Raw genomic sequence first — 15,267 nt, 5'->3', positions numbered from 1 at the left:
CAATATATCGGCGCAAATTCGAATACATCGGCGATTCGACAAAGGATATCGACCAAGCAACAAATACCGACAAAAAAATCTGCCGGTACTTGTTTCCTGATACTCTAAAAAGTTCGATAAGATTAGGCTTTTATTTTAAAGCTTTTAACACAGTTTGTTTCAATATTTCTACTCCATCCATTATACAAGCGCGATCAAACACCATATGAGGGTGGTGTAATCCTGGCTTTAAATCTGCTCCTAATCCTAACATAACAGCTTTTAAATGAGGCCTTTTAACCGTATAGTAATGAAAATCATCACTCCCTGTTGTATAAAGCGGCGATGCGCAGCCTTCCTCTCCATATATTTCAAGAATTCCTTTACGCATGATTTGTTCTGCTTCTTCCGATACCTCTGCCCCAGGTGCAATATCAACCCATTCGTAAGAAATCTTCGCTCCCATTGATTCAGCTGACTGAATGACACGCTCTATCTTTTTCATTAACTCTTCTAGCAATATATTACTCTCAGCTCTTACGTCCAAACCGAATTGCCCATTCCCTGGAATGATATTTAAATTGTCTCCACCAGCTTGGCATTTCGTCATTTTGACAGAGTATGATTTTTGCGGTGAGAGCCCAATGTTTTTTAATCCGATATTAATCATAGAGATGACATCAATCGCATTCACACCTTGATGGGGCCTTGCTCCGTGCGCATCATCCCCATGTATATTCCCTTCTAAAAACCCTGCTGCCCCGTGCCGGATAGATGGCGCTGCTTTTGTTAAAGGGAGTTCCTCAATCGGGCGTAAATGAACACCAAATAAGAAATCAACGTCATCTACAGCGCCCTTCTCCACCATCTTCAGTGCACCATTCCCTTTTTCTTCTGCTGGTTGGAAAATAAATCGAACCGTTCCTTTTCCCCAATTTTCTCGTTTCAACTGTAAAACAAGACCCATCACAATTGTCATATGAGCATCGTGACCGCAGGAATGATTCGCTTTAAATTCCCCATCTACCTCTTGCCACAATGCATCCATATCGGCACGGATCGCAATAACCGGTTTTCCGATTCCTATTTCAGCTATCAACCCAGGGCAATCATCAAATACTTTATATGAAATTCCTTCTTCTTCTAGAAATTTAGTAATATAAGCTGTTGTCTCATATTCCTTCCAACTTACTTCAGGGTTTTCGTGTAAATGCTGAAAAATTTCAGTTAAACGCTCTTGTAGCTCTAATGTTTTCAACTTTCCAGTCTCCTTCCTAAATTCGAAGCAGTTTTTTCGTTTATAAAAAATCCTATTTCGAAAAACATATTGAATATTCACTTAAATGTCAATAGATTGTCCCTTCATTTTTTTTGAAATATAATAGGGTAATTAAGATCAAGATTCTGAAAATTCTTTTTAAAATTATTCATCATTTGTCTAAACCCCTTATGAATATGTATAACTTTAAATTTATGATACAAAGGACGTGGATTATACAATGAAAATTACAGCCATTCATCTTTACGCAATTCGTTTACCACTTCGAGATCCATTTATTATTAGCTACGGCACTTATTATGATATGCCTTCTATCATTGTCAAAATCGAAACAGATGAAGGTATTGTCGGTTACGGCGAAAGTGTAGCTGATGATCACGTTACAGGTGAATCATGGGAAAGTACTTTCCATACTTTAAAACATACACTAGCTCCTGCTCTAATCGGGAAAAATCCAATGAACATCGAGAAAATACATGATATTATGGACAGCACCATTTACGGTGTTCCTACAGCAAAAGCAGCTATCGATATTGCTTGCTTTGATGTAATGGGTAAAAAATTGAATCAACCTGTATATCAATTAATTGGCGGACGCTACTATGAAGAGTTTCCTGTAACTCACGTCTTAAGTATCGCTCCTCCAGAAGATATGGCAGAAGAAGCTGCCTCTATGATTAAAAAAGGTTACCAATCTTTCAAAATGAAAGTCGGTACGAATGTAAAAGAAGATGTTGAAAGAATTGAAGCTGTACGAGAACGTGTAGGAAATGATATTGCCATTCGCGTTGATGTAAACCAAGGATGGAAAAATAGCGCGAACACATTAACCGCACTTCGTTCATTAGGGCATTTAAACATCGATTGGATTGAACAACCTGTTGTAGCGGATGATATTGACGCAATGGCTCATATTCGTTCTAAAACAGACCTCCCACTTATGATTGATGAAGGACTAAAAGGCTCTCGTGAAATGCGCCAAATTATTAAATTAGACGCAGCTGATAAAGTGAATATAAAACTAATGAAATGCGGTGGCATATACCCAGCTGTAAAACTCGCTCATCAAGCTGAAATGGCCGGTATTGAATGCCAAGTTGGTTCCATGGTCGAATCATCTGTTGCATCTTCTGCTGGATTCCATGTTGCTTTTTCGAAAAAAATCATCACGAGCGTTGAACTAACAGGACCGTTAAAATTCACGAAAGATGTCGGTAACCTCTCCTATGACGTACCTTTTATTCGCCTAACAGAAAAACCTGGATTAGGCGTTGATATTAATGAAGATATACTAAATGAATTAACCGTTTTTCAAGACGCTATTCGCTAAAGGAGGCCACAACATGAACACTCTTTATGAAGGAACATTGAAACAAAATGAACAAAGATTCAAGGTCGCACCATTATCTTTAAACCACATCGAGCAAATCCTATCATTACAAGATATTGTAATTGAAGCATTAGAAAATAAAAATAGTTTGCAACCTCTTACGTTAGAAGAATATCAATATATATTAAATGGGAATGGCCTAATGCTTGGTGCGTTTATAGAGCAAGAACTAATCGCATTTCGCGCCCTCTTAGCTCCGCCTATTGATGACGAACATTTAGGACTTGATATCGGTTTAGCACATGAAGAATTAGACCGTGTTATCTATCAAGAAATTTCAAATGTTCATCCAAAGTGCCGCGGGAATGGGATGCAAAAAATATTAGCGAAAGTGATTATGGAAGAGTTACAACAGACAGACAGCAAATACGATTACGTTTGCTGCACTGTTGCGCCGTTTAATATTCCTAGCTTGAAAGATAAGTTTGCGCAAGGGATGGAGATTGCGGCGTTGAAGGAGAAATATGGCGGGAGTATGCGGTATGTTTTTGTTAAGGAGCTACGCGGGAATGAAAAGAAAGGACGGAAAGATATGAAGAGTGTTGCGATGAGTGATATTGCTGGGCAGCAGGCATTGCTTACAGAGGGGTATCGTGGGTATGAGATGGAAAATTACGAGGGGGCGTATTTTATTCAATTTTACAAATAAAATAGTAGCCTTCACTCTCTAATATTGGATTATCTCTATTCATGTTGATTTATTGAAGATACAAGAAAGGTGAGGCTTCATTAAAAATCAGTACTCACCTTTCTGATAAAAAATATATCGTTCTAAAAATTAGTGAATGGTTAATAAAAAAGCTATTCCAAATATTGTCCAATCATTTACTACATGAATAATAAAGGATACCCAAATATTTTTTGTTTTTATATATGGATAGGTCAAGATGAATCTAGCAAGCCCAATTCCTAAAATAGCTTGTGTAAAATTCCAATTATATGTTGGCAAATGGATCGCTCCAAAAATAATCGAAGTAATTAACCAAGCAATCACGATTCCTGTTTTCCTACTCACCTTAAAGTATTGCACAGATAATTTTAAAATAATTAAAAATGGCAAAATAGTTAATAGCCCTTCTCCGAATAACATTGGGATTGTTTTTAAGAAGAATAACACTGCATCCCAAGACGCTCCTTCAAATTGACGCGCTGCCGGATTAGCAACGCCCCCAAAAACATTAGCAATAATATTCGCCATAATAAGCGTAACGATAATATTGACAAGATAAGTACCAATGATAGTAAGAACATCTTTAGGAACCAGTTTTCTAAAAATTGATGTCCATTGCGAGCGCACTACAATATAGAATTCTACTAACGAAAAAATTACATTAAAAAAAGGGTGTACACTAAAGGTTGCAAATTTCTCAAAACACGACTACTAATACACGATTAAATCCAAGTACATAATTTGTAAAATAAAAAAGGTGTTCAAAAATGAACCACCTTTTTAGCAGAAACACTTTATATTTTTCTTTGTATCCACCGTAACCTAACTTCACTGAAAGCACTTATCTCTTTATTCCATCTTTTATTCTCTTCTAAAATAAACACAACCTCTTGAAATGAAAGACTACTGAATCTTTTTCCATTGTAACCAGGTCACACACTCCACATGTCCAAAGTATATGTGGCAACACATGGGATGTCGGTGGGTTGGATAAGTACATTTGGCGTTTAATCAATCGCTAATAACGGCTCTAATTTTTTGTATAAAAAAAGCCGCTTATACACAAGTAAATGAATAGAATTTTGTATATAATTGGCTTTTTTAAGATAGATGCTGTTTTACATAAAAGCACCCGTTCGTATTGTAAGGTTAACCAGATACTTCTGATTGACCCTTTGTATTGATTCTTATTATACAATACCGCTTACTGATTTAGCGTTGGTGCTTTCAGCCAAGCTTAAGAGCTTTATTCGCACGAATCATCATCCCAGTCGCGTCGGTAAGCCAGTGTCGCGGGGTTCGTATTGCCAAAACTCAGATACCACGGCTCGCCTAGCGGACCTCCCGATGAAGTAGGGGGCACGAACACATCGTATGTCTTATGATGATGATGGACATTGTAGCGCCGCACCGAACCTGTGTCAGATCCATCGCCAGTAATGGGGACAAACAGTTTTCCGTCCGGTCCGAACAGGAGTGCCTGCGCAAAGGCGCGCGGCTGTCCGATGACATCGAGGTCAATCTTGTCGAGAAACTTGCCCGTATCGCCGTCAAAGATTAGGATTTTATCTGTGTCACTAGCGTCCCGTCTGAAACTGGTGATGTAGAGATTGCCCTTAGGACTGAAGACCAAGCCTTCTGGACGGTGGAGGTTGTTGACGTCGTCGCTCTTAATGAAAACATCAAGGAATTTCTTTTTCTTCGGGTCGAAGCGTAGCACCCAGCCTTTAAGCGGATTATTAATGTCGAAGACGGAAACATACAATAAGCCGTCGGGACCGAAAACCACACCGCGGGGATTGAATGGCTCCTTGAAGCCTGAATGGTCTAGGTTGCCCAAAAACGCACCAGTTCTACCATTATACGTCCGCACTTCTCCCTGCCCCGTGGCAGGGTCAATAATATCCGCAACATACAGAATATTGTTCTTCGAGAGAACGATGCCCCGTGGCGCGAACGGGGCGCCTTCTGCATCGGAACGGACGAGTTTGCCCAAGAATGCCCCAGTATTTCCGTCGTACTTCAACACGTTACCGTTCTCGGGTTGGTCGACGTTTTGGTTGATGGCTAGAAGATTGTCACTATGTTCGAATATAAGCCCTCGAGGACCGTGTAAAACGTTGTTTCCTGGTGCAATAAAGCTGCCAAGGAACCTCCCTGTTTCTGCATCAAAAGTTTTCACGGTGTCATCATTACCGTCACCAATGTAAAGATAGTCTTTTCTTATTTTCATTCTACCCATCAAATCCCCCTTTCTATCAATATATTTTTAAGTAAAAACAAATTTTCACTTGATTTAATATATTCGTAGGAGAACCTCTTTGAAAGGGACAAACTTATTAAAAATAACATAATTTCCAAAATTAAGAGAAATAGATTAAGAATCCTCTCTCACGCAAACATGTTAAAGTACGTAAAAAGGCAACGCCCTAATAAGGATTAGTTGCCTTTTTTAAATGAATTGCGAGACACACTCCACATGCCTAGAGTGTATGCGGCAGTACATTGGGATGTTTGTGAGTCCCCTGTTATAAGAGAAGAAGTAATTATAAACTAAAACTGTAGTGCAATAGTAATCGCTCCAAAGATGTCACTACTAAACCGTCATCTTCCAACTCGATAACGCTAACCAGTTTTCCATTTCCTTATAATCAGGCATTATCTTCCCAACAAGGCGCCAAAAAGAGCGATCGTGATTTAAATGAACCATATGGCACATTTCATGAACAACTACATAGTCAATCACCTTCTGAGGTGCCATTGCTAACTTCCAATTAAACGTTAACTGTAGATTGGAATCACAAGTTCCCCATGTACGGTTACTATCTGAAATACGAATGGAACGTGGTTTTGTTTTAAAGTTACTTTGATACGATTTAATACTCTTCTCTACTAATGCCTTACACTGCTTATAGTAAAATCGTTTTAAAGCTTGTTGTATTTTCTCATTCTTCAGCTCTTTCACATAAATGTGTAGCTTATTCCCTTCAAAAACTGCATTGTCTTGCGCAATACTTGCATCTTGAGAAATCTGTATTGGATATGTGTTTCCTAAATATAGAAAGCCCTCTCCTTGATCATAAGCCTTTTCCTGCGGTCCAAGCATTCGCTCCTGCATTTCCTTACGTGTTTTCTGAATCCAATCCCATTTCTCTTCTAGCAATTGAAGTAAGTATTCAACAGGCGTCCCTTTCGGAGCTTGCACTTCAACATTTCCGTAAGAATCTACATAAAGACGTACTGATTTTTTCTTCTTATAATTTATATGAAAATGAATTGTCTCACCTAAATATGTATGTACCATTTCATCACCTAACGTATTCGTTCATAATTATTTTTACAAATAAAAAAAGAGTAGGATACAAACGTCCTACTCTACCTATTATATCATTTACTTTTTCAACATAAATGTTACAACACTTATTTATTAGCCTCTATACTTTACAGCTAATCCCTTTACAAAATTCCTTGCGTATCTATCACCGCATTCTTTGTAATTCTTATGGCCTTTCTTTCTTAATAAAGCACCTAGTTCTCCTTTTGTCACCTTAACACCTACACTGTCTAATATAGCAAGTACATCCTCACTCGTTAATGATAGTGCTATTTTCATTTTCTTTAGAAGAAGGTTATTGGCACTCTCATTACTCTGTAAAGGCATCGTTTTTCCAGCTGGTTGCCCTGGTTTCGGATCTTGCTTTCCTCTTTTTAAAGTAATAAATCCATTTAAAAATGACTCTAACATCATCATATCGCATGTTAATACGTAATCATCTTCGACTACATCAGCATTTTCAGCTTCATGTTGTGGACTTCTCTTTACCTTTGTAAGCATATCAACTACTTCTTCTTTCGTCACTTCCACGCCACCAAGTTTAAATATTTCCACCATATCTATATCTTTTATATCCATAGCGTATCTCACTCTTTTTAATATATCGTTGTTGCTCATTGCCATTGTTTTTCCTCCTAAAATATTGATTGTTTATCCAGCAGTTAAAGTGTATTTTCTAACATGCTCTAAACTATCTTGTTCAATATAATCGTATCATCAAGAATCAGCCTTCAGATTATATCCCTGTCACTTTTAAACTAATGTAATGTCTGCTAAATTAATACTTTAACATTTTAAAATCATGTTTTTAGACTTTTTATCCCAAATAAAATTTTACTTTATAATAACATTCTCAAATATTTTTCGAAGTTAACTCCTTCTACTTCAGAAATTTGCTCCAAGGATGTATCATGAATGGCTGCTGTTAGAAATGCCTCTGCAAGCTGCACAGATTTTTCTAGACTCTCTCCTCGCATCATGCTTCCCATTATGACAGAAGCAAATAAATCCCCCGTACCAGAATAACTTTTACCATTATACGGAATTGTGCTATAAAAGGTTTTATTCCCGTCCAGATACATATTCCCGATAAACCGCTTATCTGGATCTGCTGACGGTGGATTCACGCCAGTTATGATCACCTTAGCATCAGTTTCTTGCTGCAATGTCTTTCCAGCTTCTTCTAACGCTTCGATAAAATCACTTTCATTTAAATAGCTATATAGTTTTTCATAAGATAATCCTGTTAATAGACAGCATTCCGTTACATTTGGTGTAATCACATCTGCACATTTCACAAGTTCTCTCATTCGCACTAGCAATTCTTCTGTAAAAAGTTTATAGGCCTCACCTATATCCCCCATCACAGGATCAACAAGCAAGATGGTTTCTTTTGTATGAAATTTATCTAAAAAACGAAAAATATTATCAATTTGCTCTCGGCCAGTTACGAAACCAGTATAGATTCCGTCAAAGGTTGCATGAAGCTTGCTCCATTCCTCTTCGAAATATTGCATTTTAGATGTAAAATCTTCACAAAAAAAACTTGGATAACCTGTTTGTGCAGACAATATAGCAGTTGGTAAAGGACATGCCTGCACCTCCATTACTGAAAGAACCGGAATCGCGGCTGTTAATGAACATTTTCCAAAAGATGATAAATCCTGTATTACAGCGACTTTTTTCATAATAACCTCCATAAGATCTATCCCACTTAAGCTTTATTCATATTATCACAAATGAAAAATGGAAAAATCCCCGATAATCCCGAGGAAAAATTCACCATTTACCTTTCAACTAAGTTAAATGGCTTTCTTACACTAAAGAACTTACGCCTTCAATTCTACATTCACTAGTAGAAAGCATCTCTTATGATACCGCTGGGAAATATTCGGATTCAATATAGTTTCGTTAATCCTTTTTATAAAACTTAAAAAAGCAGCGCCCCCCTTATCAGAGAGCTGGCTGCTTTATTTTAAAATAAGTACCGCCACACACTCCACATACGCAGAGTGTATGTGCAACACAGAGGTGCTGGTGATTTTATTACATTCTTAAGACCTTTTTCTTTCAGAAAACAGACTTTATCAAAACAAATTTGTCGTCTACAAAGGAACTCGAAACTAAATAAAATAAGTACCCATAAATTGATGCAATTCATTTCCCTCTAACTTTTTGAGAGTTACATCATTTCACTGTCCGCGTTTTTTTCAAAGTTATCAAGCAATGCACGCACTTCATCTGTTGATTTCGTGCTCATCAATTGATTTCTTAATTCAGCAGCTCCATGGAATCCTTTTACATAAATTTTGAAAAAGCGATGAAGCCCTGTAATTGAACGTGGCAGTACTTCCGCATATTGATCTTGAAGATCAAGCTGCAGTCTTAAAAGATCAAGGTATTCTTTACTACTATGCTCTTTTGGCTCTTTTTCAAAAGCAAAAGGATTTTTAAAAATACCACGCCCGATCATAACGCCATCAATACCATATTGTTGGGCAAGCTGCAGCCCAGTTTGACGGTCAGGAATGTCTCCATTGATTGTTAGTAACGTATTTGGTGCGATACGGTCACGTAATTTTTTGATTTCCGGAATTAGCTCCCAATGTGCGTCTACTTGGCTCATTTCTTCTCTTGTACGTAAATGAATAGAAAGGTTCGCAATATCCTGTTTTAAAATATGAGTTAACCACTCCTCCCACTCATTTACCTCCTTAAAACCAAGTCGTGTTTTCACGCTGACAGGCAGTCCGCCCGCTTTTGCTGCTTGAATAAGTTCTGCCGCAACGTCTGGACGCAGAATAAGGCCACTACCTTTCCCTCTTGATGCCACATTCGGTACAGGGCAGCCCATATTAATATCGATGCCTTTAAATCCTAGCTCTGCCATGCCAATACTCATTTGACGGAAATATTCGGGATTATCCCCCCAAATATGTGCCACCATTGGCTGTTCATCTTCTGTAAAAATTAAACGGCCACGTACACTTTTCATACCCTCTGGATGGCAATAGCTATCCGAGTTTGTAAACTCTGTGAAGAATACATCCGGTCGACCGGCTTCACTTACTACGTGACGAAAAACAACATCTGTCACATCTTCCATTGGTGCAAGTACAAAAAATGGTCGTGGTAAATCACGCCAAAAATTATCTATCATTTCAAACTCAAATCCTCTCAATATGAATACAACTTCAAACTCTCGGTCAAAAAATATAAAGCCAAATGTTCCACTTCTTTTACACTTATATCATGCTTCATAACTTATTATCAAACACAAGTACATTTATAATTTGTGAAAATCGACAATATTTATTTTAACTAAAATCGGTCCTAAATGGTATTTTTATAAAGTGAAACTTTAATCAGTGGGGGTTTTCTTCATCCCCCACTGATTATTAGCCCTCACCAATCGGGATTTTACGGGCAGTTGATCCCTCACCTAACTTCTTTAGAAAAGCGGAAGCGGCTCGCTCAGAATCGCAGGACGCCCGCGCCCCTGACAGAGAGGCGCTTTTTACCTCGTCCGAGGGGATTAAACGACCGAAGATTCTAGCCGCTAAAGCTGGACATTGCTTTCGCTGAATTTTGAGGTAGGGATCTTACTGCCCGTTAATGCGGGATAAACAAAAAAGCAGATGGTATAGATTTTTTCTATATCAACTGCTTTTCTATTATACCAACGTAAGCCAAGCCACACACTCCACATGAGTAGTATGAGGGAACATATCAACAGGTTGTACTTCCTGTGTTTTATATCCGCCTGCTTCTAATACTTTTAAGTCACGTGCTAATGTTGCTGGGTTGCATGATACGTATACGACGCGTTTTGGTTTCATGTCGATGATTGTGTTTAGTAGCGCTTCATCACAGCCTTTACGCGGCGGATCAACGACCATTGTGTCGGCAATTACGCCTTCTTTGTACCATTTTGGAATGACTACTTCTGCTTCTCCTACTGCAAATTCAGCATTTGTCATGTTGTTGAGTTCCGCATTTCGGTTTGCGTCTTCGATTGCTTCTGGAACGATTTCAACACCGTATACTTTCTTCGCTTTTTGCGCTAGGAATAATGAGATTGAACCGATTCCGCAATATGCATCAATTACTGTTTCGTTTCCATTTAATTTTGCGTATTCTAACGTTTTATCGTATAGCACTTTCGTTTGTTCAGGGTTTACTTGATAGAATGAACGTGCTGAAATCGCAAATTTAATGTCACCGATAAAGTCATAAATATATTCCGATCCATACAGCACTGTCGTTGTATCTCCGAAGATTACATTTGTACGCTTCGTATTTACGTTTTGAACGATTGATTTTACTTCTGGGAATCTCGCTGTAATTTCTTCAATGATTGCTTTTTTGTTTGGCAGTTCTGCTGTACGTGTAATGAAGACAAGCATAATTTCCCCTGTTACTTGTCCGTAACGAGCCATTACGTGACGAAGCGTTCCTTTATGACGTTCTTCATTGTACGCCGCGATGCCGTGCCTTTCACAAATACGTTTTACTTCTTGAATTAACGTATCATTTTCTTCTGCTTGGATTAAGCATGTTTCCATATTAATGATGTCATGCGTTCCTTGACGATAGAAACCAGCTACAAGTCCGCCTTCACGTTCTCCAATTGGTACTTGTGCTTTATTCCGGTATACCCACGGGTTCTTCATGCCAAGTACAGGATGAACAGGAACATCACTTAGTCCTCCGATGCGCTGCATTACGTCACGTACTTGTTTTTCTTTCGCTTTTAGCTGCCCTTCATATGTTAAGTGCTGAAGCTGACAACCACCGCATTGGTTGTAAACTGGGCATTCTGCATCCTTACGATATGGACTTTCTGTATGAAGCTTCATTAAGCGACCAAATGCAAAGTTCTTCTTTACTTTAATAATTTTAATTTGTGCTTCTTCACCTGGTAGTCCGTTTTTGACGAAAATAGGATATCCTTTCACTTTCGCAACACCGGCACCATCATGTGTTAAATCTTCAAATACTACATCTATAAACTCGTTTTTTTCAACTGGTGGCGTCATTTTATTACTCATTTTCCGACCTCTCTTTTTCATAACACTGCGTTACATTTTATCATACTTATATGGTCTATTTCTATTGGAAGAAAAAAAGCTATTGACGATAGTTCTCTAGTAATGTTACGCTACTACTAATTTAATACGGACGATGTTACCTCATATATACTCGATAATATGGATCGAGAGTTTCTACCCGGCAACCGAAAATTGCTGGACTATGGGGAAAACTAATGAATATTAGCTTTTTTTTGTATACAAAGACTCATATTGATTAGCTTTCTCTCATAGACGAAAGTGAATCCATATGGGTCTTTTTTTATTTTTCTAAAAGGTCAGACATCTTACGTATGACATAAAACCTCTCTAACTTTATTTATTTTTGATTTCCAAGCATATAAGTTACGGCTATGAAGAATAAAAAGTGACCTACTCTCGTTTTCTCTTTTTGGTTTCACTTGGCATGGAGCTAAAAAAGGACCTGACCGCTTCTATGCTCGGCTGGATCCTCTCTCCCATCTAAAAGGAAAGGGTTTTTTATATCGGTCTTTATGCCGGATTTTAAATTTGTATTTATTAGTTATATAACGAGTGTTTTATGTAAAAACTTTATACGAACTTCTGAAAGGGGCAACTACATGCAATATGTAATAAGCGTTATCGGTATTCTTGCCGTGTTAGGTTTATGTTTTGCTTTGTCAAACAACAAAAGTAAAATCAACTTCCGTGCAATTGCTATTATGATTGGTTTCCAAATTTTAATTGGTTGGTTTATGTTTGGCACAAAAATTGGTCAGCAAATCATCATTCTAATTAGTAAAGTGTTCAACAAACTGATTAAACTTGGTACAACAGGTGTCGATTTTCTCTTTAACGGTATTCAAAGAGACTTTGTCTTTTTCTTAAATGTATTACTCATTATTGTCTTTTTCTCAGCACTACTTTCTATTTTTAGTTATTTAGGTGTTTTACCATTCATAGTTCGCGTTGTCGGCGGTGCACTTTCCAAAATTACTGGTTTACCACGCGTTGAATCTTTCCACGCAGTAAACTCTGTATTCTTTGGTTCAAGTGAAGCACTAATCGTTATTAAAAATGACTTAAAACACTTTAACAAAAACCGTATGTTTATTATTTGTTGTTCAGCAATGAGCTCCGTTTCAGCTTCTGTTACAGCATCATACGTTATGATGTTAGATGCAAAATATGTACTAGCAGCATTGCCACTGAACTTATTCTCTAGCTTAATCGTTTGTTCTTTATTAACACCAGTTGATACGATGAAAGAAGAAGAAACGATTCAAAAATTTGATAAAAACTTATTTGGTGATAGCTTAATCGGTGCAATGATTAACGGTGCCCTAGATGGTTTAAAAGTAGCTGGTATCGTTGCTGCTTTAATGATTGCTTTTATCGGTGTTATGGAAGTCGTTAACTATGTAATTAGCGCAGCTTCAGGCGCAATGGGATATGCCGTTACATTACAACAAATATTCGGTTATATTCTTGCTCCATTTGCATTCCTAATGGGTATTCCAGCTCACGATATTATCCCAGCTGGTGGAATTATGGGAACAAAAATTGTTTTAAATGAATTCGTAGCTATTCTTGATTTAAAAGAAGTTGCAAAAACGTTATCTCCACGTACAGTTGGAATCGTTACGGTATTCTTAATTAGCTTCGCAAGTATTAGCCAAATCGGTGCGATCGTTGGTACAATCCGTGCCCTGTCTGAAAAACAAGGAAGCGTAGTATCTAAGTTCGGTTGGAAAATGCTATTTGCATCAACACTTGCTTCTATTTTATCCGCTACGATCGCTGGATTATTTATTTAATCATAAATCACCCTATCTTCTTCCATTTCGAGAGGATGAGGGTGATTTTTTCATCTCAAAAAGTAAGCATCCTAAACATCTAATAGTATGCAAAATTGCATACATTCTTTCATAAAATTTCTCTTTTATATATCAAGAGATAAATATATACTAGTATTGGCCAGAAAATCTTTTTTGTCTATTTACAGTGAAGAAATATCCAACAACAAAAGCCAAAAGTGAAAAGAGTGTTCTTTAAAACTACCTTCGGAAACTACTATTTTCGAAGGTAGTTTTTTTGTTCACAAAAATTTTACATAAGAAAAATTCTTTGCAAATACACATCGTTTTTGTCGAATTCTCCCAAAAGAGGTATTTCCCTCTATATTCTATAGTGATATGATGGACAAGGGTATGCTTTATATAAACAATCTCTTATGAAAAAAAACAGATAGAGAATTTATTACATATAAGAGACAAAAATAAAAACACAATAGAAGGATGATATTATGAAGAAATATGCATGTATTGCTTTGCTTTCTTCTGCTATTCTCGTAGGTTGTAACACTAGTACTGCTAGTGAAAAACAGACAAAAGAAGCAACTTACAAGGGCCAAAAGGAAACGAAGGAAGTACAGACCAAAGCAGTAGAAGTACCTTTGACACAAGGAATCCTTTCATGGGATCCATTTGAATACAACGCAAAAAATACGACGCTTTATACAAAAAGTTTAAGAGATTCATTTAAAGAAGTGCGTTACAATATTTGGCGTACAGCTGACGGTCCTGAAAGTAAACAAACCTTTGTATCACAAGACAAAGCTCGTGATTTTGCTCTCCCGTTTCATTTACAATCCTTTCATTTAAAACGTGGAGAATTTCAAATTGAAACAGTGGGATTAAAAGATGACAACACAGAAATTCCCCTGGTGAAATCTACGATTACATTCCAGCAATATGTACCTTTCCTTATGTACCATGCTATTGAAAAATACCCTGGACCAAGTGATGGTGATTTAGGTTTATATGTGCCACCAGAACAGTTTGAAAAGCATATGCAATATTTGAAAGATAACGGTTATACAATGTTAACATTTGAACGCTGGGGTGATGTAAACCGCGTCAATAAACCTGTCTTTGTAACAATGGATGATGGGCGAAAAAATAATATGAATGCTCTTCATATTTTACAAAAATTAAAAGATGATAAGTTCCAACCAGCAGCAACTGAATTCCTTATCTCAAATGACATTGATAAACCAAATCGTCTTACAACAGATGAGATAAAACAAATGCTTGATTCAGGTATTTTCTCTATTCAATCTCATACTGCTAATCACGCAATGATGGCTTATACAAGTAATTATGATGAAGAATTACGTGCATCAAAAGAAAAAATTGAAAATCTTACAGGCAAAAAAGTCATCGCCCTTGCCTATCCGGTAGGTTCTTATAATGATCCAGCTGTGGAAGAAACAAAGAAACATTATGAATTTGCAGTAACTACCGATCATGGAACCCATATTACAAAAGGCACACCAAATGAACAATACTTAATTAAGCGACATTTTATCGGCCCTAATACAACAATGGCGCAGTTCATGTCACTTGTAAAAGAAAAGTATTAATCGTTTTTTTAGGCTACTTTTATGAAAAAGTAGCCTTTTCTTTACTTTTCCCACTTTAAAATTAGCTTAAATTTTAGTCTTGAACATGTAGCACCACTTTTGCTAATGTTATAATTTGTAAAAAACACATTGGAGGTCCC

General features: G+C 37.2%; 12 protein-coding genes and 1 riboswitch. Of the genes, 4 read left to right on the top strand and 8 right to left on the bottom strand.

Features of this window, described 5'->3' with window-relative positions; all coding sequences use genetic code 11:
• Window positions 1-130: 130 nt before the first annotated feature.
• Entirely contained in the window at window positions 131-1,237 is a 1,107-nt protein-coding gene (locus tag HRG09_RS18550) for a M20 peptidase aminoacylase family protein (RefSeq protein ID WP_174102352.1), read from the bottom strand.
• A gap of 241 nt (window positions 1,238-1,478) precedes the next feature.
• Between HRG09_RS18550 and HRG09_RS18545 the strand changes: the two genes are divergently transcribed.
• Together HRG09_RS18545 and HRG09_RS18540 are read left to right on the top strand one after the other, a co-directional pair.
• A complete protein-coding gene (locus tag HRG09_RS18545; protein ID WP_174102351.1) occupies window positions 1,479-2,588 on the top strand; it encodes a mandelate racemase/muconate lactonizing enzyme family protein in 1,110 nt (369 codons plus the stop codon).
• 13 nt (window positions 2,589-2,601) lie between these two features.
• A complete protein-coding gene (locus HRG09_RS18540) occupies window positions 2,602-3,297 on the top strand; it encodes a GNAT family N-acetyltransferase (protein ID WP_174102350.1) in 696 nt (231 codons plus the stop codon).
• 129 nt (window positions 3,298-3,426) lie between these two features.
• Here the strand turns inward: HRG09_RS18540 and HRG09_RS29535 are convergent, their stop codons facing one another.
• The 7 genes from HRG09_RS29535 to rlmD all read right to left on the bottom strand — a co-directional run bounded on the left by HRG09_RS29535 (window position 3,427) and on the right by rlmD (window position 11,703).
• Window positions 3,427-3,945 carry a CPBP family intramembrane glutamic endopeptidase gene (locus tag HRG09_RS29535; protein WP_174102349.1) on the bottom strand — a complete coding sequence of 173 codons (519 nt, stop codon included), beginning with the start codon at window positions 3,943-3,945 and terminating at the stop codon, window positions 3,427-3,429.
• Window positions 3,946-4,564: 619 nt separating this feature from the next.
• Window positions 4,565-5,560 (bottom strand): NHL repeat-containing protein, encoded by a 996-nt coding sequence (locus HRG09_RS18530; RefSeq protein ID WP_254610121.1) that lies wholly within the window; start codon window positions 5,558-5,560, stop codon window positions 4,565-4,567.
• A gap of 354 nt (window positions 5,561-5,914) precedes the next feature.
• The gene (locus tag HRG09_RS18525) at window positions 5,915-6,622 is read right to left on the bottom strand and encodes a M48 family metallopeptidase (RefSeq protein ID WP_174102348.1); all 708 of its coding nucleotides are present in this window, start codon (window positions 6,620-6,622) and stop codon (window positions 5,915-5,917) included.
• Window positions 6,623-6,745: 123 nt separating this feature from the next.
• Window positions 6,746-7,276 (bottom strand): YehS family protein, encoded by a 531-nt coding sequence (locus HRG09_RS18520; RefSeq protein WP_174102347.1) that lies wholly within the window; start codon window positions 7,274-7,276, stop codon window positions 6,746-6,748.
• Between the two features lie 215 nt (window positions 7,277-7,491).
• Entirely contained in the window at window positions 7,492-8,340 is an 849-nt protein-coding gene (locus HRG09_RS18515; RefSeq protein ID WP_174102346.1) for a pyridoxamine kinase, read from the bottom strand.
• 494 nt (window positions 8,341-8,834) lie between these two features.
• Complete coding sequence (locus HRG09_RS18510) at window positions 8,835-9,812, bottom strand: tRNA dihydrouridine synthase (protein ID WP_174102345.1); 978 nt, start codon at window positions 9,810-9,812, stop codon at window positions 8,835-8,837.
• Between the two features lie 514 nt (window positions 9,813-10,326).
• Window positions 10,327-11,703 carry a 23S rRNA (uracil(1939)-C(5))-methyltransferase RlmD gene (gene rlmD / locus HRG09_RS18505; RefSeq protein ID WP_174102344.1) on the bottom strand — a complete coding sequence of 459 codons (1,377 nt, stop codon included), beginning with the start codon at window positions 11,701-11,703 and terminating at the stop codon, window positions 10,327-10,329.
• A gap of 121 nt (window positions 11,704-11,824) precedes the next feature.
• Window positions 11,825-11,926, top strand: a riboswitch (purine riboswitch).
• 397 nt (window positions 11,927-12,323) lie between these two features.
• Here rlmD and HRG09_RS18500 point away from each other — a divergent pair.
• Both HRG09_RS18500 and HRG09_RS18495 read left to right on the top strand, forming a co-directional pair.
• Window positions 12,324-13,520 (top strand): NupC/NupG family nucleoside CNT transporter, encoded by a 1,197-nt coding sequence (locus HRG09_RS18500; RefSeq protein ID WP_174102343.1) that lies wholly within the window; start codon window positions 12,324-12,326, stop codon window positions 13,518-13,520.
• 488 nt (window positions 13,521-14,008) lie between these two features.
• Entirely contained in the window at window positions 14,009-15,127 is a 1,119-nt protein-coding gene (locus HRG09_RS18495) for a polysaccharide deacetylase family protein (RefSeq protein WP_174102342.1), read from the top strand.
• Window positions 15,128-15,267 lie beyond the last annotated feature (140 nt).

Origin of the sequence: Bacillus sp. Xin1 (assembly GCF_013314535.1) — a bacterium.
Lineage (GTDB): Bacteria > Bacillota > Bacilli > Bacillales > Bacillaceae_G > Bacillus_A.
This window is presented reverse-complemented; position numbering and strand designations above follow the sequence as displayed.